This window comes from Flectobacillus roseus, from assembly GCF_030056595.1.
GTDB lineage: Bacteria > Bacteroidota > Bacteroidia > Cytophagales > Spirosomataceae > Flectobacillus > Flectobacillus roseus.
Genome location: NZ_JASHIF010000002.1, coordinates 291,481 through 312,344 on the forward strand (window position 1 = coordinate 291,481; position 20,864 = coordinate 312,344).

Here is a 20,864-nt window from a genome sequence, read left to right on the forward strand (position 1 = left end):
TTAGTTGAAGGCTAAGTGTTTGATAATTAGCTATTAATAATAGTATTGAGTGGTAAGTTGAGATAATTAGCTAAAATGATTTTTCAACATTATCGTTCTTGAGCCTGAAAACAACTAATTTTGCAAAAAATGATTTTAAGCAAAGATAAAATTTTTATCGAAAAATCAGGAATCTATTTAGTACAAAAAAATATTTAGTGTGAGGAATGACATTTGTCAGTCATTCTAGCCCTAAACATAACCATATAATTACCAATGACTTCCAGAGAAATTAGAAAACAGTTCTTGGACTTTTTTGCATCGAAAGGTCACTTAATTGTTCCTTCAGCTCCATTAGTAGCCAAAAATGACCCAACCTTGATGTTCAACAACTCGGGTATGGCTCAGTTCAAAGATTTTTTCTTAGGTAACGGAACTCCGCCCTCAAAGCGTATTGCAGATACCCAAAAATGTTTGAGAGTTTCAGGAAAACACAATGACCTCGAAGATGTAGGTTTTGATACCTATCACCACACTATGTTTGAGATGTTGGGTAACTGGTCATTTGGCGACTATTTCAAAAAAGAAGCCTTGGCTTGGTCTTGGGAGTTATTGACAGAAGTATACAAGTTGCCGAAAGACCGTATCTATGTTTCGGTATTTCAAGGTGACGAAAAAGATGGCGTACCGTTCGATCAAGAAGCATGGGATATTTGGAAGGCTATCGTTGGAGAAGAGCGTATTATTCTAGGAAATAAAAAGGATAACTTCTGGGAAATGGGTGAAACTGGTCCGTGTGGGCCATGTTCGGAAATCCATATCGATTTGCGTGATGCTGAAGAGGTTGCCTTGAAATCAGGAAAAGAGCTAGTAAACGCAGACCACCCTCAGGTTGTTGAAATCTGGAACAACGTATTCATGCAGTTTGAGCGTATGGCTGATGGTTCGTTAGTGCCACTTCCATCGAAGCACGTAGATACAGGGATGGGTTTTGAGCGTTTGTGTATGGCTATCCAAGGCAAACAATCCAACTATGATACGGATGTTTTCCAAGGTACCATCAAACTTATAGCAGACAAAGCTGGTAAGGTATACGGTCAAGACAAGTGGACGGATATTTCACTTCGTGTTATTGCTGACCACATCCGTGCTATTGCCTTTGCGATTGCTGACGGTCAATTGCCTTCAAATAACAAAGCTGGCTATGTAATTCGTCGTATTTTGCGTCGTGCAGTGCGTTACGGTTATACTTATTTAGGTTTCCGTGAGCCGTTTTTGCACTCAATTGTACCATTGTTGTCAGAGCAGTTCGACGGCGTTTTTCCAGAATTGATTTCTCAACAAGATTTTGTAGCAAAAGTTATTTTAGAAGAAGAAAACTCTTTCTTGCGTACGCTTGAAAATGGTTTGAAATTATTAGATAAAATTACGGTTGATTTAAAAGCTAATAATCAAACTGTTATCAATGGTGAGCAGGTATTTGAGTTAAATGATACCTTCGGTTTTCCTGTTGACTTGACAGCCCTTATCGCTCGTGAAAATGGTTTATCAATCGACGAAGAAGGATACAAAGCTGCCCTTCAAGCACAAAAAGAACGTTCACGCAAGGATGCTTCAACATCTGCTGAGGACTGGGTGATTTTGCAAGAAGTAGACAAAATTGAATTTGTGGGTTATGACGAATTCGAAACGGTTTCTTCTATAGTGAAATACCAAAAAGTTCAAAACAAACAAGGAACACAGTACAAAGTGGTGTTGGACAAAACGCCTTTCTATGCTGAATCAGGTGGTCAGGTTGGAGATAAGGGTACTATCAGTTTTGGAGGGGTTGCAATTGAAGTGCTTGATACCAAAAAAGAAAACGACCTTATCGTGCATTTTATCAGCGACAAGCGTTTTGAATCTTTGGTTTCTGACGAACCAGTAAAAGCAAGTATTGATTTAGCACGTAGAAAGTTGACTAACAACAACCACACTTCTACGCACTTGATGCAGGCTGCACTCAAGCAAGTATTGGGTAGCCACGTAAACCAAAAAGGTTCATTAGTAAATAACGAAATTTTACGTTTTGACTTCTCTCACTTCCAGAAAGTTACTGACGAAGAAATTGCTCAGGTTGAGGAGATTGTAAACCAAAAAATCCGTGAAAATATTCCTTTGGTAGAAGAACGCAACGTTCCTATTTCTGAAGCAACTTCACGTGGTGCTATGGCATTGTTTGGTGAAAAATACGGTGATTTCGTTCGCGTTATTACTTTTGATAAAAACTATTCGGTAGAACTTTGTGGAGGTACACACGTACCTGCAACAGGTAATATTGGCTTGTTTAAGATTATCACTGAAACTTCGGTGGCGACAGGTGTTCGTCGTATTGAGGCGGTTACTTCAGAAAAAGCATTCGAAATTCTTCGTGAACAAGAGGCTATTCTTGACCAATTGAATCAATTGTTGAAAGCGCCAAAAGACCTAGTAAAAGCAGTAGCGTCATTGTTGGAAGAGAAAAATGCTTTGGCGAAGAAAATCGAGGTTTTTGAACAAGAAAAACTCCAAGCAACGAAAGAACGTTTGTTGAACAAAATCGTGTCTTACGGTAGCATCAACGCTATTACTGAGGTCGTAGAAGTTGGTTCGGCTGATGCCTTGAAACAATTGGCCTATGAATTAAAAGCAAAAGTTGGTGATTTGTATTGCGTTTTGGGTGCCGAAGTTGCTGGTAAACCTCAATTAGCAGTAATGATTGCGGATAATTTGGTAGCAGATAAAGGCTTAAATGCTGGACAAATTATTCGTGAATTGGCCAAAGAAGTGAAAGGTGGGGGCGGTGGCCAACCATTCTTTGCAACTGCGGGAGGTTCTGACGTGAGTGGTTTGGCAAATGCGATAGAAAAAAGTAAAACTTTTGTAAACGCGTAAGCTTGTTAACAATATAAGTTCTCTCACCCCTCAAGAGCCTTTCTTGAGGGGTGATTTTTTTACATAAACAGGGAGAAAAGAATTGCATTTTTGTGTTTTGATTAAAATGATTTCTCAGAGCATGTTTAAATTTTATAAGTTATTAAAAATGGAAAGGTTTGTATTTCTTTTTATGAAATCCTACTGTTTGAGCCGTAGGCGAGTTTAGGATTTCTTGACTTTCTTTTGCGGCCGCCGCGCGGTTACTTTTCTTGTGTCAAGACAAGAAAAGTAAAGAATGTCGATTGGAAATTTTGTTTTTTAAACAAATGCCAAATAAAATTTTCAAACATACACTTAATTCCCTGTTTTTCTTCATCAGTCAGTCTCAAACATGAGTTATAAAAAACATTCAATTCCTCCTGCTGCTTTGGTTGCGATAGAGCGAATGAATCAGTTAGGTCAATCACAAAAACCTTTCTTTTTTGTGATTGATTACCTGATGCAAAAGCCCTTGGTAATTCCTTTGGAGGAGGTTTCACAGCACGGAATATTCTACAAAATTGGAGATAAAACGAATTATCATTTTAAGCAAAAAACTTCCGAAATCACTGAGGTAGTTTTTGAGAAATACCCAATCAGTTTTGAGGAATATCAACATTCATTTACACTAGTACAAAATCATTTGAAGCGAGGAGATAGTTTTCTTGTCAACCTCACTAAACCGACTCCTATTCGGGTAAATTTATCCTTGAGAGAGATATTTGAACGAAGTGAAGCCACTTATCAATTGTTATTCAAAAATCAGTTTGTCTTATTTTCTCCCGAAACTTTTGTTCAGATTAAGTCTGGCATCATCTCCTCTCATCCGATGAAAGGGACTATCTCTGCTAATATTCCTGATGCTGAAAAAACTATTTTGGAGAACAAAAAGGAGTTGGCGGAACACGCTACGATTGTGGATTTAATCAGAAATGATATTAGTATTATAGCCGAAAAAGTATGGGTAGAGCGTTTTAGATATATCGATAGAGTTGCTACCAACGAAGGCGATTTGTTGCAAGTGAGTTCAGAAATTTGTGGAAAATTGCCAGAGAATTATGCTCAAAAAATAGGTTCATTACTATTTAAAATGCTTCCTGCGGGCTCTATCACAGGGGCGCCCAAACCCCAAACTTTAGAGATTATCAAGGAGGCAGAAGGGTATGATAGAGGATATTACACAGGCGTTTTTGGGATATTTGATGGGCAAAATTTGGATAGTTCTGTCATGATACGTTTTATCGAGAATACACCACAAGGAATGCTTTTTAAAAGCGGAGGAGGAATTACGGTTTCTGCCAATGCCGAATCTGAATACCAAGAATTAATAGATAAAGTCTATTTGTCAAAATAGCTTTTTGTTTCATAATCGTAATGGTACGACATGAGTCATGCCAAGTTGAGTGAGTTGTGATTGAGTGGATGAGTGATTATTTCAAAATATCTATTAAAAATAATCACTCATTCGTTCCATCACTCAAGCGCTCAATTAGAGTTTCTAAAAACGCCCAATCTTCAAATCATCTTCCCCAATTGCTTGAGACTTTCGAGGTTATGCACAGGAGCAAAGTGACTGATAAATGGCATTGCTGCCTGCATCCCTACGGTATTTGCTTGAAAGTTTGGATTGCCTGCAAGCGGGTTTAGCCACAAGATCTTATGTGCTTGTTTGTGAAGTGTTTCCATAGCATCGCTCAGTACTTCGGGATTTCCTGTATCCCAACCGTCGGATAGAATGATGACCACTGTTTGATGGTTGATGTATCTTTTTCCAAATTGTAGATTAAATTGAGTCAATGACTCGCCAATCTTGGTTCCGCCCGACCAGATATTGATTTTTTCTGAAAAATTAGCCTTTACTTCGTTGAAATGAGTAGTGTTTAGTTCGTTTGTAATACGTGCTATATGCGTGCTGAAGATAAAGGTTTCTATTTTTTGATATACTTTCTGAAAAGCGTACATAAACTGAATAAAGAAACTCGAGTACAAATCCATCGACTTGCTCACATCACAAAGCAATACCAATTTTAAACGATTTTTTTTAGGCTTTCTAAATGCCAATTCTATCAATTCTCCACCACTGCGCATATTTTTTCGGATCGTTCTTGCAAAATGAAATTGTTTTCTTGCCCTAGTCGATCGTTCGCGACGTGCAACGGCTCTCGCCAGAGTTCGGGAGAGAGTTTGAATGCTTGTCATCATTTCGGCAATCTCATCAGAAGGAATATTGGCAAAGTTTTTTTGTCCTAAACTTTCATGTGGACTGTAAGAAGCCATTTGTTCTTCTTGCGTTTGTCGGTTGCCATTGAGCCAAGATTTTAGGGCATTAAAAGCTTGTTCCTCGCTTTTAACAGGGCGATTAGACTTGCTTTTCCCATCTTTTATTTTTGAATCTAGTGCTTTTTCAAGCTCTTTCCAATAATCATCAAATAGTCGATTGAATGCTTCTAACTGTTGGACTTTTTTGACAAGTGTAATCGCTAATGCTGTTTGAAAATCCAGCCTATTTTGATATGAAATATAGGAAAGTGCTTCCAAAGCCGTGGCTTCATCTTGTACACTTATAGAAAAACCATGTTCTCTGAGAAATCTACAAAAGGCTACTATATTTTCTGATAATGTGGTTTTTCTGTGTATCATCGCTGTGCAGCTTAAATAGTTTTATTAAAAATACCTTGGGTCAAATGCCAAATGTTGTTTTTCCATTGATACTATTTGTAATGCAAAATGTCCAAATTCTTCGGTGACCTTGCCTTTTAAGAGGTAGATACCAGCGCCTTGAAATGGATATTGTTTGAGTATTTTGGGAAATTGAACAGTATCAAAATACGCCCCATCTTCATCGATAAAATACCCAAAGGCCATACGTTCTTGTGTACTTGTTCTCGTAAATTTTACATTGACAAGATAACCTAAAATCGTAATGGTTTTATGAAGATGTAGAGGAAAATCTTTAGCTCGTGTTGGTATTTCTATAGGATTTCTAAGCACTGAAAATGGAGGCTCAAGATAAAAACCTAATAGTTCGACCGTGTCGTAAATATCCTCGATATCATGATAATCCAAATGGGGTAGCTCTAGGGTTTCTTCTTTTACCTCAAAAAGATAGGCGCTTGACTGTCCTTTCTTTTTTCCTTGTGTATGACGATGATGAGCCTGCCAAAGCAGATTTTTTTTCTTTTTATCAAGAAATCTAAAAGCGCCTAAGCGAATCAAGATAATGATTTGTTCGAGTGAGATAGGAACTCGCCTGTAGAAATCTTCAAAGCTCTGAAAAGGCTTTATTCCTTGCTGTGCAAGCATCAGGTCAACAACTTTTTTCTCCAAACTTTTTACATGAATCCAACCTATCCAAATGGTTTTTTCTTCCAATCTGGTCATATATCCTGAATAATTGAGCGCAGGAGCTTCTATATGAGCACCATATCTTCGAGCTTCATGTAGGTAGAATTCGGTCTTATAAAAGCCTCCAAAATTATTAATAACCGCCACCATAAATTCGAGAGGATAATAGGTTTTGAGATACAAACTCTGATAACTTTCCACAGCATAGCTGGCAGAGTGGGCTTTGCTGAATGAGTAACCCGAAAAGCTTTCTATTTGACGCCAAACTTCCTTAGTGATAGATTCATCATAACCTAAATTTTTGCAGTTTGTAAAAAAGGTATTTTCTATTTTAAGAAATTCTGATTTCGAACGAAACTTCCCTGACATTCCCCTCCTCAAAATATCAGCTTCGGCCAAACTCAATCCAGCAAAATAATGTGCAACCTTGATTACATCTTCTTGATACACCATAATTCCGAAGGTTTCACTTAGCAACTCCTTCATTTTTGGGTGTATATAGTCAAATGAGTTTGGATTATGATATCGCTCAATATAGGCACGCATCATGCCCGAGCTTGCCACTCCAGGTCGAATAATCGAGCTGGCTGCCACCAAGGTCAAGTAGTTGTCGCAACGCAATTTCCAAATCAATTGACGCATAGCAGGCGATTCGATATAGAAGCACCCCATAGTTTCATAATTGCGTAGTTGCTGCTTGAGGTTTTCATCTTGTTTAAACGCTTGAATGGCATGAATATCAATATCGATATTCCGTTGTTGTTTCACTATATCTACGCACTCTTTTATGTGTCCCAAACCTCGTTGTGATAATATGTCAAATTTGGCGAAACCAATTTCTTCGGCGACATACATATCAAATTCGCAAATAGGAAAACCCTTCGGAACGGGGTTTAAACCTGTGTAGTAATAAAGTGGCTTGTCCGAAATGAGGATACCTCCCGCATGTATGCTTAGGTAGTTGGGAAAGTCCTGTATTAGGTTGCCATATTTGATAATTAAATGCCCCCATTCGCCAAGTGAGTCTGCTGTTACATTGGCATAATCGCTACCTTCAGGATTGATAAGTGCGTCTATTTCATGTTTGGGAAGCCCAAATACTTTGGCTAATTCTCGGTAGGCAGAACGCTGCTTAAATGTAACATAGGTGGCAAGCAAGCATACATAATCCTCTCCATATTTTTCGAAAATATAGGAAATAATATCATTGCGTTCGTCCCATGAAAAATCTAAATCAAAGTCTGGTGGGCTTGTGCGATGTGGATTGATAAATCGCTCAAAATATAAGTCTAACTCGATGGGGTCTACATCGGTTATTCCAATGCAATAGGCAACAATCGAATTAGCACCAGAACCACGTCCTACGTGAAAATATCCTTTACTTTTGGCAAATTGAATGATGTCATGAGCTAATAAAAAATAGGCGCTAAAATCGAGCTGAGAAATAACGATTAGTTCTTTACTAATTCTTTCTAATACCGCAGGATTATCGGTATATCGATATTTATAACCTGTTAAAGTTAAATTTTCTAATAGCCTAAGGTCATCGAATTTTGAGTTTGTAAAAAGAAGTTTGTTTTTATTACTAGAAAAATTAAAGATAAAATTACACTCCTCTAGTAAAGAATTGGTATTATCAATTATAGCTGGAAAGTCTTTGAAAATGGTATGTAAATAATCAGGAGTTAGAAAGGTTTCGTTAATATCAGCCTGACTATCAGGGTTTAATTTACTTAGCAATATATTCTTGTCGATAGCTCTAAGCAATCTGTGGGTGTTGTAGCCAACTTTGTCGAAAAAGGTAACAGGTTGTAATATTACTATCTGCTTCAGCTTATCAGGATATTGCCATAGCTTATTTACTTCACTGATACCCACCCCAATCCAATCATGGGGTTTGGCTAAATGCTTCTTTTTAAAGGGGTAAATTGTAAAAACATCTCTAAACTTTGGGGCAGTTTCGGGAAAAGGTAAATGCTGAAGTTTGTGCTTGCTTAGGAAGCGATTAATTTCAGCAAAACCATCGTGATTCTTTGCTAGACAAACAAATAACAACTCGTCGTCGTTTCTAAATTCAACTCCAACAATGGGTTTAATATCATTTTTCTGACATTCTTTTACAAAGTCAAAAACCCCTGAAGTCAGATTAATGTCAGTAATTGCCAACTGTTTTACACCCAGTGATACAGCTTTTTCTACCAATTGCGGAATAGCAATGGTGCCATAACGTAGGCTATAATATGTATGACAGTTGAGATACATACTGCAGTTGACAAAATTAGTTTTCTAGCTTGAATTACTTTTCTTTAAAAATACGTATAAATTGCAAATCAGGCTTTCAAAGGTTAGTCTCTATTTTTCACTCTTTTCAAAAAAATGTATGAAAAACAAAATTCAATTACTTGTATCTCTTTTTGTTGTATTACTGTCGGGGCTTGGAGCTGTTGCTCAGACGCAAAAGGTTCCTTACCGCATTGGCGATAATTACTTTATTAATAATACCGTAACTGAGGATCAACTTGCCAATCCTATCATTACAGATGCAATGAAGTTTTCAGAAATATTTGGAATGGCAACGGTTATGGGACCCAAAGGCGCTCCAACGAACATTGATTTTAAGAAGGAGTTTGTGATTGCTATTTTTCAAAAAGCTTCTGATATTGACTTGAGCTACAAAACAATAAGTTTGACAAAAACAGCACCTAAAAAATTGCTCTTAACTTATGAAGAAAAATGGGGCAAAAAGCTCACTTTTACGATGCGTCCATTTTTGTTGCTGATAGTGAATAAGAAACATTTGGGAGATTTGAAGTTGAAGGTAATAAAGAAGTAAGTTTTGAGGAAAACTCATTTTAAAAGCTAACAATTGTCATTATTTCTAGCTATTTCAGAGGGTAATTTTGAATCAAAAGGTTCATAATTACCCTTTTTGATTTTCTGATATAAACTCACGAGTTATGACACGTTCTAATACAATTAATTGGGGTGGCGCAATTGTACTGTCCTTTGTAGTTTTTGCTGGATTTATAGGCACAATGGTTTACCGAATGATTTCTCAGAGGGTTGACCTTGTGGCAGATAATTATTATCAACAAGAAGAAGTATATCAAAAACAGATAGAAAGGATACAACATACTTCACTATTAAAGCAAAAATCGTCAATGACTTATTCAGTTCCAGATCAAATCATTCGAATCGCCTTGCCGACATCGGTCAAAAAAGGGGAGGTGACTTTTTTCAGACCATCTGATAAAAATCTCGATTTTTCGGTGCCTGTTTTAGCCCAAAGTAATTCGTTGGTGACCATTCCTACAACGAATCTCAAAAAAGGACTTTGGAAAATCCAAACGACATGGACGGATGGTCGTGAGGAATATTATTTAGAAGACGAGGTCGTAATAAAGTAAGGTAATTGCTGTTGGCTGATTAGTGCGAAGGTAGTAGAATACGAATAGCCAATGTATTGCATTTGCCATATATTGAAAGTTATATATATTAAATATGGGAGTAATTGCTCAAAATAAAATTTGATCAATATTTTACATTCACAATTCACAACCCATAATTCATCACTCCTAATTCATCACTCACACGCATGTTGTCATCAACTTTATTTTCGGTCGCATTAATTACAGGCTTTGTGGGAAGTTTGCATTGTGTTGGTATGTGCGGCCCAATTGCTGTTGCTTTACCTATAGGGAGAATGAGTCCGCTCAAGGCATTAATGGCACGAATGAGTTATCATGTTGGACGACTATCTGCCTACATGAGTTTAGGATACGTTTTTGGATATTTTGGTTGGGGTGTTCGCTGGGCAGGTATGCAACAGTGGTTATCTATTGCGATAGGTTTGATGATGTTGACCTTAGTGTTTTTCCAGCATAATTTGGGTATATCAGCAATGCAGGGCTTGTGGGGGAAATTGAAAAAAACGGCCTCAAAAGTAATTCAGCAGAAATCGTTGGTAGGTTTTGGAACGTTAGGGTTGCTAAATGGCTATCTGCCTTGTGGAATATTGTATATTGCCTTGGCTGGTGCTGCGGCAACATCTACGCCATTTCAAGGTAGTCTTTACATGTTAATGTACGGTCTAGGCACAGTTCCCGCCTTACTTTTGGTGAGTTATTTGCCACATTTGCTGAAAGGGACTTTTCGGTTAAAATTTCAGAAAATTGTTCCTATTTATACCTTTGTGCTTGCCATATTTTTTGTGGTGCGAGGATTAAATCTGGGTATTCCATATCTGAGCCCACATTTTGACAAAAATCCTGATTCGAAAGAAATACCCATTTGCCACGGGCAAAGTATGAATAAATAGTAAAGAGATTTAGTGGCGTGTAACCCTTTAATATTACACAACCACTAAATCTCTTTATTTTAGAAAAAATCAATAATTATCTATTTCCGAAATCAAAAATCCCAAATCAGCAATCGTTCGACTAATTTACTGAAGCAAACGCTTCTTGAATTCGCTTTATACCTTCTTCTAAAGTCGCTCTTGTGCAACCAAAGTTTACTCTAAAAAATCCTTGACCCTTAAAAACAGGTCCGTCAACTACACGAATACCATGTTTGAGCAAATGCTCAGCTAAATTTTCAATGCCCGTTTCTCTTGCATCTACCCAAGCTAAGTAGGTAGCTTCTAACTTGTTCATTTTTAAGCCCGGAATGGCATTCATGGCGGTGTGCAAAATATCATGATTGGTTTTTAGATACTTGACAAGTTCTTTACGCCATGGTTCACAATCTTTATAAGCAGCATACGCCGCACGGATACCAAAGCGATTGAGTTCTGGAAAAACACCTGCTTTCGCAAAAATAAACTTATCTCTTAATTCTTTGTTAGGAATAATCGCTACCGAACAACCCAAGCCCGCAATATTGAAGGTCTTACTTGGAGCCATCAACGTAATCGTCATTTGTGCAGCCTCAGGACTCAAACTGGCTGTTGGAGTATGACGAAGATTTTCATCTAAAATTAAGTCACAGTGAATTTCATCAGAACAAATCACAACGTTATGTCTTTGGCATATTTCTACCAATTTGGTAAGTTCTGCTGGTGTAAATACTGTACCTCCTGGGTTATATGGATTACAAAGCATAAAGACCTTTGTTCTTGGAGTCATCGCTTTTTCGATGGCTTCAAAATCCATCACCCAGCGTTCGCCTTCGAGTAGCAAAGGAACAGTGACTAGTTTTCTGTCTGCCCAAGTTGGTGCCAAATGAAACGGACCATATACAGGAATTGTTGTCATGACTTCATCCCCCGATTGTCCCACCGCTTTATAGCTTGTCGTGATGCCCGGCACTAAACCCGGAATCCACACTTGCCATTCTTCTTGAATCTCCCAATCGTAGAGGTCTTTCATACGTTGAGTAAACAAGCTTTTTAACTCTTTTGGTACAAAAGAATAACCCATTACTCCGTGTTCTGCCACCTCAAGCATCGCCTGAATGATAGGCTCTGGACAACGAAAGTCCATATCTGCCACAGGCATAGGAATCACATTTTCGGGGTCGTTATTAAAATCCCATTTGGTAGAGTCAGTGTTGTGTCGGTTGATGATTTCGTCAAAATTGAACATAATAGTCTTTGGATTGTTAAGGTAATGGGTAAGATTAAGTCAATTTTACCCGCTTTAAGCTCTAGGCCATATGCGACGATAGGCAAAAAGTTAAAAGTATTTCTCAAGAAGTAATTTAGACTTTTTTGCCTAATGCCTAAAGCTTATACCTTCAGTTTTTAAATGAGTAACAAAGATAAAAAACTGGTTTAGACTATCTTGATTTTATTTTGAAAACACTGTAATCTAAGCTTGGGAAGGTGATTGTTTTTTAGCAGAAAATAAAAAAGAAAGCAATGTGGCAAAACCCATAATACAAGTGATAATTAAGAAAGCTAACTGATAGGAGTGAGTTTTATCGAAGATGAATCCTGTAAAAATCGGTCCACAAAATGCGCCAGCAGACTCAAACATATTGATAGTGCCATTGATTTTTCCTGCCGATTTTAGGCCAAAAGTTCGAATAGTTAGGACATTATACATCGAATAGATGCCGCCCCAACTCAACGCCATTCCTGCAGTGGCCCAGTAAACTAGGTCTTTTTCCATGGTGGTAAATCCTAGCACCGAAACGGTCATCAACGTACAACAAAGCGTAAAAACGCGGTAAGTATTAAAATAATCTGATACAGAAGTGATAAGTAGTTTTCCTCCGAAGGCTACCCCAAAGTATAAGGTCAAGGCAAAAGTGGCATCTTTGGCGGTAAAACCTAAATCAGTAATATGCAAGAACAGATTGGCGACCACTCCCAACAAACCGTAAAAAGTAAGAAAGCCACAAAGGCATATCAGCCAAAAAGTGGGTGTTTGTAAGGCTTGCTCAAAGCTTAAACCTTCGGCTAAAGGTTCTGCTAAATTATTACCCGAAGAATCAGTTTGCTCTTCACTACCAAATGCTTTGAGATTGAGTTCGGAAGGGGAACTTTTGATAAATAGAAAAATAAAAGCAAATAATATGAGGGGAAAAATGGCCAAATGTTGAAAGGTACTTCTCCAGCCCCACAGTTCTAACCAATGATGAATAAGGTTTGGAAATACAAAACTGCCCAGACTCGTTCCTGCCAAGGTAATACCAAGCGCCAAGCCTTTGTGTTTATGAAACCAACTAGAAACCAGAATAATCGCCGACACAGACCCCGAAAGAGTGTATGCAACACCAAATAAAAAGTGAATGAAATAAGCCTCGAATTTCGTATGAATCAGACTGTAAGAATATAATGCTATACTTAGGATTAAACTTCCTACCAATAGTAATCTTCTTACCCGAAATTTATCTATCAATAACCCTGAAAAAAATATCAAAGCAAAAGCCGTGGCATTGGGTATCGAATCTCTCAATTTTAACTCCGAACGCGACCATTGAAATTCATCCAACAACACTCTATCGAATACTGAAATGGTAGTTGACGTAAGACCATTGATTACTACCAAAATCAACAAACCTGCAAAACAAATGAGGAAAGGGTAATATCGTTGAATCCACCAATGCTGTAAAAGATGTTTCATGGGCACAAATTGAGCATGTTGAAATTTATTGTATATACATTAAATACAAAAAATGATATCTTCAAGTTCCTGAAATGCCGATTGCTCGATTTATTTAATACAGAACCTTCAAAATCTTGAGAATCGGATATATTTTCTTAGTTTTGCATAAAACTACCCTACTTATTTTGAGCACTTCTAGCTGTTTGTTATCGTCAAAATACAAACACCGTGTTCGTATTAGTTTGGGAGCTGTTTGCGACGTTTGATAAAATACTTCTCTAGACCTTAGAATTTCGTTATCCAACCTTACTAAGCCGTTTTTAAGTAGTGCATCACAGACTCCATTAAGTACTAGTTTATGATTAAATCTAAGATTGCCTTAACTGCTGCTATTTTCTTTTCAATAATAGGTTCTGCATCTGCGCAGTACCTCGATAACTCTTTCAATAAAGCTCCCGATAACTGGTTTAATTTGGATTTTCAGCAAGATGGTGTGCTGGGAATAAGTACAGAGCGTGCCTACCGTGAAATTCTCAATAAAAAGAAATCTAAAACCGTTATAGTCGCCATTATCGATTCAGGAGTAGATACTAATCACGAGGATTTGAAGGACAATATTTGGGTCAATCCCAACGAAATTCCTAACAACGGAATAGATGATGACCACAATGGATTTGTCGATGATGTAAATGGATGGGATTTTTTGGGAAATGCCAAAGGTCAGGATTTGGAACGTGAGAATATGGAGCTTACGCGTGAGTATGTGCGCTTGAAAGCAAAGTATGGGAGTTTTCGAGATAGAGATATTGCAGGTCTTTCGTCCAAACAAAAAGCGGAGTATGATATTTACAAAAAAGTAAAACTTAAATACGACGATAAAATAAAAGAACTTAATGAGCAGGGGGCATTTGTCATAAAGCTCTACAATAAGTTTGTAGAGGCCAAAAAAATTATTTTGGATTACACCGCTTCAGATCAAGTAGGAAATGCTGAACTAACCAGAATTGGCGTTACAGCGCCAGAAGAGGTGAAGGCAGCCAAAAGAATGTACGAGGTACTCGCTAAGGTCGGACAAGATGAGGCATCACTCAAGGAAGGTTTTGATTATTATGATGCACAAATGAAGTTTGGCGTCAATATGAATTATAATGCTCGTCAAGAAATTATTGGTGATGATGTAAATAATATTGCTGATAGAAATTACGGAAACAACGAAGTAAAAGGCCCTGATGCTCGTCATGGTACACACGTAGCAGGAATTATTGCCGCCAACCGTCGTAATGCCTTGGGCATTCTGGGGGTTGCAAGCGATGTGAAATTGATGATTTTGCGTGCTATACCTGAAGGCGATGAGCGAGACAAAGACGTTGCTAATGCTATTCGTTATGCGGTGGACAATGGCGCCAAAATTATCAATATGAGTTTTGGAAAGCCTTTTTCTCCCCAAAAATCTGCTGTGGACGAGGCTGTACGTTATGCAGAATCAAAAGATGTTTTATTGATTCATGCGGCGGGTAACGAAAATGAAAATATAGATGTAAATGATAACTTTCCTTCAAAAAGATATTTGGATGGAAAAATTGCAGAAAACTGGATTGAAGTAGGAGCTACTAGCTGGCTTCAACCGCCAAGTGCTATCGCAGAGTTTTCTAATTATGGAGGAAAAACCGTAGATGTCTTTGCACCAGGTGTTGATCTCAAATCGACAGTGGTAGGTTCTAAATATGAAGATTTGAGTGGTACGAGTATGGCTGCGCCAGTGGTAACTGGTTTGGCCGCCGTGATTAAAAGTTATTATCCTGAACTTTCTTCAAAACAAATCAAGAAAGTAATCCTACAATCGGCAACAAAAATGCCTCATACCAAAGTAACTCAGCCCGGTACAAGCGATTTGGTTGAGTTTAGTAAACTATCCATTACCGGTGGCGTAGTAAACGCTTATAATGCTATTCGTTTGCTGGAAGATGGTCATCAGCCTTAGAATGAGCTTTAGCTAAATCACACGTTTTTTAAGGGATAAAAGGGCAATTACTGGAATTTTTTCGAATAATATCGTAAATTTCCATCAAAAGTATTTATCTCAAGGAAACGGCTTATTCGTGCAGAAAGGAAAAAATCATGTCGATTGTAAGTAATAATATCAAATATCTTCGTAGACTCAACGGTCTTACTCAGGAGCAATTTGCTCGTCGAATAGGAATTAAGCGTTCTTTATTGGGTGCTTATGAGGAGGCTCGTGCCAATCCAAATTTGGAAAATCTCAAAATGATTGCTCAGGTATTTGGTACTTCAGTTGATGCTCTCATCAAGACCGATATTCGTAAAATTAGAGATACGCCTGGTATTGCAGGGATGTCGTCGGGTGCTACAAATCCCTACAAAACGGCTGCTCCCCCCAATGACTCTGAGCCAAGTTCGATTGGTGCATTTATTGCCAATACCTTTCCGACAAGTACTTCCTCTGTTAATCCTATTCAGAGTTTTTATCAAGGTAGTCCTACGGTAACGCCCACCGAGCCTCAGGTTGTCATTCCATCATTGCCGATTCAACAGGTAGTCGAAAAATATTATCGTACTGAAAACCAAGTAAATTTGGTTTCACAGAGAGTTGTTCCGAAGAAATATCACTCTGTAGAAGGGGACAAGCAGTTTGTCAATTCTATTGCCCCATCTGTTTCAATACCTGTTCCACGAACAAACACCCACGCAGAGTCGCCCAAATCACCTACTTTGGCTGGAGCTATTCGACTGGTTACCAAACAGGCTGGAAAAGATTATGCTGCGAATTGTCAACGACAGGAGTTTATTGGGGCTCTACCTAGTATGCTTTTGCCTAATATACCCTCAAATAATTGCCGTGCATTTGAGTCAGGAGATGATTTTGTGTTGGACAACTCGATTATTGTCGGTAGCCAAATCAAAGATTGGTCAGACATAAAGGACGGTCAGCATTACATCATTGTTTCTTCTCAAAACGGTATTTTATACCGACGTGTCTACAGTCAGGCAAAAATTAAAGGTACCTTATTGTTGAGTTCAGACAAAGCTAATATTTCGAGTAAAGAAGTGAGCCTGAAAGATATTCAAGAAATTTGGGAGTGCTTGGCTTTTGTCAGTTACCAAATGCCTGAACCACAACCTTCCTTAGAACGTATAAAGGATTTAGTTGAGGATTTGAAAACTGAATTAGGAAGAATTTAGAACAAAGTAAGGATATAAAGATTTTTCAAAAAAAACGAAAACAGCTCGGCCAAACGGTTGGGCTATTTTTATATCATTTTGAGTATTTTTAATAAATGCAAAGCCTCACTAGTGTCTTGCATTTTTAATTTTTGAAGAATATTCTGACGATGTTTATATACTGTGGTCAGCGCAATATTTAAAAGCTCCGAGATTTCCTCACTTTGTAGCCCTTTACCCATAAATCTAGCTATTTCAAGTTCTCGTGTGGTAAGGAGTTGAAGCTCCGTACAAACATTGGTAAGCTGATCGATCTCGATAAGCATTTCCTTTGAAGAGCCAGTCAAAAAGAGATGTTGTTTACCATCTCTTTTGACATTGCTTATATTGGAAATACATGAGAGAAAATACTGTACTTTGCTATTTTTATCGAGTGTTAAAATGCTATTTTCCTGACAGATTCGCCTGATATGACCATCGTTACCTACGAGTTCATAATCATAAATTGCTCTGAAATCATGAAGTTGATTTTCGGGAATACTCGTAAGATAGGTATTCATATGCTTCATGAGCAAACACAAACCTGTGAAGCTTGACGAAACCAAATGGGAAAGAAAATTCTCTGGACCCATTTTTTTGAGAAGTTCATTTGACCATCCGCAAACTTTTTGTAATTCCCCCAATAATAAGCCATACTCATTGCTATCTGGACTCCAAATGACTAGTCCCAGTTGTTGAATTTTGAGTACCTCATTAAGCAATGCATTATTCAAATTAAAATAACTTCCCTTCAAGGCTTCAGAACTCTCCAGAGTGGGTTGCCAAAAACTATTAATTTGCGTGGTATTAAGGGTAAAGGTTGTACTTTTCATGGTGTGAAAGTTGTATATATCGATAGTTGGTATCGATATATACAAATATACCTCGTAACCTTATCAGTAAAAATACCACATTTGCGGTATAATTTATCTGTAATATAGACTCATTTGGTTTATGACTTAGGTCTAAATTCTTTCATGACCTCCTGATTACATACCAAAAAAGGACCCTCTATCAAATCTATGCAATAAGGAACTGCGGGGAATACGGCATCCAAGCATTGGCGGATAGCCTTTGGTTTGCCAGGTAAGTTGATAATGAGCGATTTCCCTCTGATTCCAGCTGTTTGTCTGGAAAGAATAGCCGTAGGAACATATTTTAGACTTTCAGTACGCATTAGTTCGCCAAAACCCGGCATCATTTTTTCACAAACAGCCTCGGTTGCCTCTGGAGTTACATCTCTTTTGGCAGGTCCTGTACCGCCAGTCGTTACAATTAAGCAACAACCTTCAGTATCTGACATATATTTTAACGTTTCTGAAATAAGGTCTTGTTCGTCAGGAATGACCTTGTAAACAGTCTCAAATTCAGAAACCAGATATTCTTTTAATGTTTCGACAACGGCTTTTCCTGGAATATCTTCATAAATACCTGCACTTGCACGGTCTGAAACATTGATTACGCCAATTTTGATTGGTTCCATGAGTATAAAGTAATGTTTTAAAAGATAATGTATGGTTATTGAAGCTGGCTTATGTATTTTTGATGTATACAATTTCCTTTACATTCAACAACCAGAAATATGTTATATCTGCAATCAAAGTTACCAGATGGCTTGGAAAAAATCATGACATTTGTGTTTTTCGGTCTGATTCTTTTGGGTTTATATTTTGCAATGAAAAAGTTTAATAAGAATCATTAGACGATATGTCTTGAGTTTTAAATTTTGTAAGAAGCTGCAAGCATGCTCTGAAATAGCCTATCAAACTAAAAAGTCCTCCGTCCAATTATTTGAACGGAGGACTTTTTATTATTGCTTTTTGATACCATCCCAACAAGTAAAAAAGGCTAGCTCTAGGTCTGAGCTTGTCAGTTGGAATTCTCCTGATAGCTGTAATTTGATCAGAGAGCCAACGCTTCCCATCACGAACGAAATCATAATTTTGGGAGGGATATCTCTAACTGCTTGCGTAAAAACTGCTTTTCGTAAAAAGTCGTATATAGGCTGTTCTAGTTTAGTTAAATCTGTTTTAGGAATTTGTTGTAAAAATGGAGAGTTAGAAAACTGCTCCAAGAAGTAAAATTCTTTAGGGTTTTTAGTAAAGTAATGAAAATTTTGAAGGTAAAACGCCCGAATCCTATCCCTGTAATTTTTGGAAGCATCATCGTTTTTGAGTAGTTGAGTGGTCGTTCTTTCTTTCAAACTTACGTACAACGCACAAATTAATTCATCTTTACTCTTAAAATAGTGGTAAATGGTCCCTGCTGCTACATTGGCCTGCTTGGCCACTTCAGACATAGGGGAGCTATGAAAACCATGCTTAGATATTAGCTCAAGGGTTGCGTTCAAAATAGCTTCTTTTTTATCAAATTCTTTGGTAATGTTTGTCATCGTTACTTAGTTCACGCTTGTTTTATCAAAATGTCCCACAAATGTTAATTTCTGTCTTAAATTGGCGTAGAGCTGGTTTGAAGGAATCAACTATTTGTAAAACAGTTGATTAGTAGACATTTGTTGAGCGAGAGAAGACCCAAACTAGGCTTTGGCTCATCCAACAAAGTAAGTTATATATACAATGGATTCGAATTATTCTTTCTAAATTGGCTACTTTCGCCTTAATGACTGTTAATTTTACAATAAGTTTCAAAATATTTAGTCTTATGAAAAAACTCCTACTACTATTTTCATTCCTTTGTCTTGCGAGCTCTGGTTTTGGTCAAAAAATCTTAACAGGTCGTATTTTAGACGGAGATACCCAACAACCAATTCAAGGGGTAAATATAACCGTTAAAGGTGGTACCGAACGTGCGACACTTTCGGATATCAAAGGAAAATTTAGCCTTCGTACCGAAAATAACTCAAACATTTTGGTGGTTGAAATCGAGGACTATGAGCCACTAAAAATTAAGTTAAATACAAATTCTCAAAATTTAACAATTTTATTGACATCATCGAACGAAGATTCAAACGGTTTACGCTCTGTAGGCTTCCATAATTCAAAAATGTTGCCAAAACGTAAAGATTTGCCTACTTTTTATGCCAAAGTGATGGACTAATTTTGAAAAAAATATTAATTGATTTAAGTTTTTTACAGGAATGAATAAATTCTATCGTGGGTGGTGGGTTTTATTGGGTTTGTCTTTGATGTATATCGGTTCAAACGGATTTGGTATTTATACATTACCGCTGTTTTACCCAAGTATCTCTCAGGAACTAGCCCTTACCAAAGGTGTCATTACACAGGCTCCGAGTAACATGTATCTGGTATTGGCCTTTTGTTCGCCTTTCTGTGGGTGGTTATTGGATAGATTTGCTCCTAGAATTATACTCGGTGTGGCAGCCAGTATAATGTCTGTATTATTTATATCATTGGCCTTCATTAATACTTTTGAACAGTTAAAATGGTACTATGTGTTCTTTGGAGTAGCATTAAGTCTAGGAGGAGTAATTCCGAGTGTATATTTGATTAGTCGCTGGTTCGATAAACATAGAGGTATTGCCCTAGGGTTGTTTTTGAATGCTTCTAGTTTTGGTGCCACCATATTGAGCAAACCTGCGGGCTACTTTTTAGCCTCTGGAGGGTGGCGTACCGCAGCGACGTATGTGGGTTTTCCTGTGGTTGGCATTATTATTTTGGCACAGTTGCTCTTAAAGAATCGTCCTGAGGAAGAGGAATTTCAGGGTGAAGTAATGCCTCAGAAAAATTCTACTAAGGATTTTACCTTATCTGAAGCACTGCGCCAACCAACATTTTATACCTTACTGATTGCTACTGGAGCATTGTGGTTTTGCATAAATGGTATTTTATTCAATAAGGATTTATTTTTATCCGACCTTCAACTAACACCATCGCAAACGGCAAGTTTCGCTTCGTCATTTTTCTTTTGTAGTATCATTGGAAAAATCGTATTTGGATTTGTCAGTGACAAAATTCGGAAAAATGATGCAATGCTTGGGTCGATTGTCGTGTTGGGCTTGGGCATATTGCTTTTAAAAACTTGTTTGGCGCATGTTTCATGGCTGACCATAGCAGCCATTGTGTTGGGCGTAGGCTACTCGGGAGCTTTTACGATGATACAACTTCTCATTGCTGAGCACTATGCTGGCAAATCGTATGGCCTAATTTTAGGGGTCTTTACGATGATTGACACATTGGCTGGAAGCATTGGCATCAGAACTATCGGACAGCTTCGTGCGTCTACGGGTTCGTACAATACTTCTTTTGAAGTCATGTTAGCTTTGTGTATTATCGCTGTAGGGTTGGTTGTTTTTTCGAGAAAAAAGAAAGTTTAATTTCATAGATTTTCTCAAGAGGAAAATCTAAATAGTTAATT

At 37.7% G+C, this 20,864-nt stretch carries 16 protein-coding genes; 9 read left to right on the top strand and 7 right to left on the bottom strand.

What is annotated here, in order from left to right; all coding sequences use genetic code 11:
* Positions 1-255 precede the first annotated feature (255 nt).
* Together alaS and QM524_RS01290 are read left to right on the top strand one after the other, a co-directional pair.
* Positions 256-2,892, top strand: coding sequence for an alanine--tRNA ligase (alaS, locus tag QM524_RS01285; protein ID WP_283343124.1), 2,637 nt, complete (start codon positions 256-258; stop codon positions 2,890-2,892).
* Between the two features lie 373 nt (positions 2,893-3,265).
* The gene (locus QM524_RS01290; protein ID WP_283343125.1) at positions 3,266-4,267 is read left to right on the top strand and encodes an aminodeoxychorismate synthase component I; all 1,002 of its coding nucleotides are present in this window, start codon (positions 3,266-3,268) and stop codon (positions 4,265-4,267) included.
* 161 nt (positions 4,268-4,428) lie between these two features.
* Here the strand turns inward: QM524_RS01290 and QM524_RS01295 are convergent, their stop codons facing one another.
* A complete protein-coding gene (locus QM524_RS01295) occupies positions 4,429-5,553 on the bottom strand; it encodes a vWA domain-containing protein (protein WP_283343126.1) in 1,125 nt (374 codons plus the stop codon).
* A 24-nt stretch (positions 5,554-5,577) separates the two neighbouring features.
* Positions 5,578-8,520: a DNA polymerase III subunit alpha gene (locus QM524_RS01300; protein WP_283343127.1), complete on the bottom strand. Its 2,943-nt coding sequence runs from the start codon at positions 8,518-8,520 to the stop codon at positions 5,578-5,580.
* Positions 8,521-8,638: 118 nt separating this feature from the next.
* Between QM524_RS01300 and QM524_RS01305 the strand changes: the two genes are divergently transcribed.
* The 3 genes from QM524_RS01305 to QM524_RS01315 all read left to right on the top strand — a co-directional run bounded on the left by QM524_RS01305 (position 8,639) and on the right by QM524_RS01315 (position 10,576).
* A complete protein-coding gene (locus QM524_RS01305; protein ID WP_283343128.1) occupies positions 8,639-9,091 on the top strand; it encodes a hypothetical protein in 453 nt (150 codons plus the stop codon).
* A 124-nt stretch (positions 9,092-9,215) separates the two neighbouring features.
* Entirely contained in the window at positions 9,216-9,665 is a 450-nt protein-coding gene (locus QM524_RS01310) for a FixH family protein (protein ID WP_205749709.1), read from the top strand.
* Between the two features lie 188 nt (positions 9,666-9,853).
* Positions 9,854-10,576: a sulfite exporter TauE/SafE family protein gene (locus tag QM524_RS01315; RefSeq protein ID WP_283343129.1), complete on the top strand. Its 723-nt coding sequence runs from the start codon at positions 9,854-9,856 to the stop codon at positions 10,574-10,576.
* A gap of 121 nt (positions 10,577-10,697) precedes the next feature.
* On the opposite strand, the gene QM524_RS01320 is transcribed toward QM524_RS01315, so the two are convergent.
* Together QM524_RS01320 and QM524_RS01325 are read right to left on the bottom strand one after the other, a co-directional pair.
* Complete coding sequence (locus tag QM524_RS01320) at positions 10,698-11,843, bottom strand: MalY/PatB family protein (RefSeq protein WP_283343130.1); 1,146 nt, start codon at positions 11,841-11,843, stop codon at positions 10,698-10,700.
* Positions 11,844-12,068: 225 nt separating this feature from the next.
* Positions 12,069-13,328 (bottom strand): MFS transporter, encoded by a 1,260-nt coding sequence (locus QM524_RS01325; protein WP_283343131.1) that lies wholly within the window; start codon positions 13,326-13,328, stop codon positions 12,069-12,071.
* 340 nt (positions 13,329-13,668) lie between these two features.
* Between QM524_RS01325 and QM524_RS01330 the strand changes: the two genes are divergently transcribed.
* The gene (locus QM524_RS01330) at positions 13,669-15,291 is read left to right on the top strand and encodes a S8 family peptidase (RefSeq protein WP_283343132.1); all 1,623 of its coding nucleotides are present in this window, start codon (positions 13,669-13,671) and stop codon (positions 15,289-15,291) included.
* A gap of 137 nt (positions 15,292-15,428) precedes the next feature.
* A complete protein-coding gene (locus QM524_RS01335; RefSeq protein WP_283343133.1) occupies positions 15,429-16,511 on the top strand; it encodes a helix-turn-helix transcriptional regulator in 1,083 nt (360 codons plus the stop codon).
* A gap of 68 nt (positions 16,512-16,579) precedes the next feature.
* Here the strand turns inward: QM524_RS01335 and QM524_RS01340 are convergent, their stop codons facing one another.
* The 3 genes from QM524_RS01340 to QM524_RS01350 form a co-directional block, all read right to left on the bottom strand.
* Positions 16,580-17,362, bottom strand: coding sequence for a response regulator transcription factor (locus QM524_RS01340; protein ID WP_283343134.1), 783 nt, complete (start codon positions 17,360-17,362; stop codon positions 16,580-16,582).
* A gap of 119 nt (positions 17,363-17,481) precedes the next feature.
* Positions 17,482-18,012 (bottom strand): molybdopterin adenylyltransferase, encoded by a 531-nt coding sequence (gene mog, locus QM524_RS01345; protein WP_095164608.1) that lies wholly within the window; start codon positions 18,010-18,012, stop codon positions 17,482-17,484.
* 327 nt (positions 18,013-18,339) lie between these two features.
* Positions 18,340-18,921, bottom strand: coding sequence for a TetR/AcrR family transcriptional regulator (locus QM524_RS01350; RefSeq protein ID WP_095164606.1), 582 nt, complete (start codon positions 18,919-18,921; stop codon positions 18,340-18,342).
* 269 nt (positions 18,922-19,190) lie between these two features.
* Here QM524_RS01350 and QM524_RS01355 point away from each other — a divergent pair, with 269 nt between their 5' ends.
* Positions 19,191-19,586 carry a carboxypeptidase-like regulatory domain-containing protein gene (locus tag QM524_RS01355; RefSeq protein ID WP_283343135.1) on the top strand — a complete coding sequence of 132 codons (396 nt, stop codon included), beginning with the start codon at positions 19,191-19,193 and terminating at the stop codon, positions 19,584-19,586.
* Between the two features lie 40 nt (positions 19,587-19,626).
* Positions 19,627-20,823, top strand: coding sequence for an MFS transporter (locus tag QM524_RS01360; RefSeq protein WP_283343136.1), 1,197 nt, complete (start codon positions 19,627-19,629; stop codon positions 20,821-20,823).
* Positions 20,824-20,864: the final 41 nt, after the last annotated feature.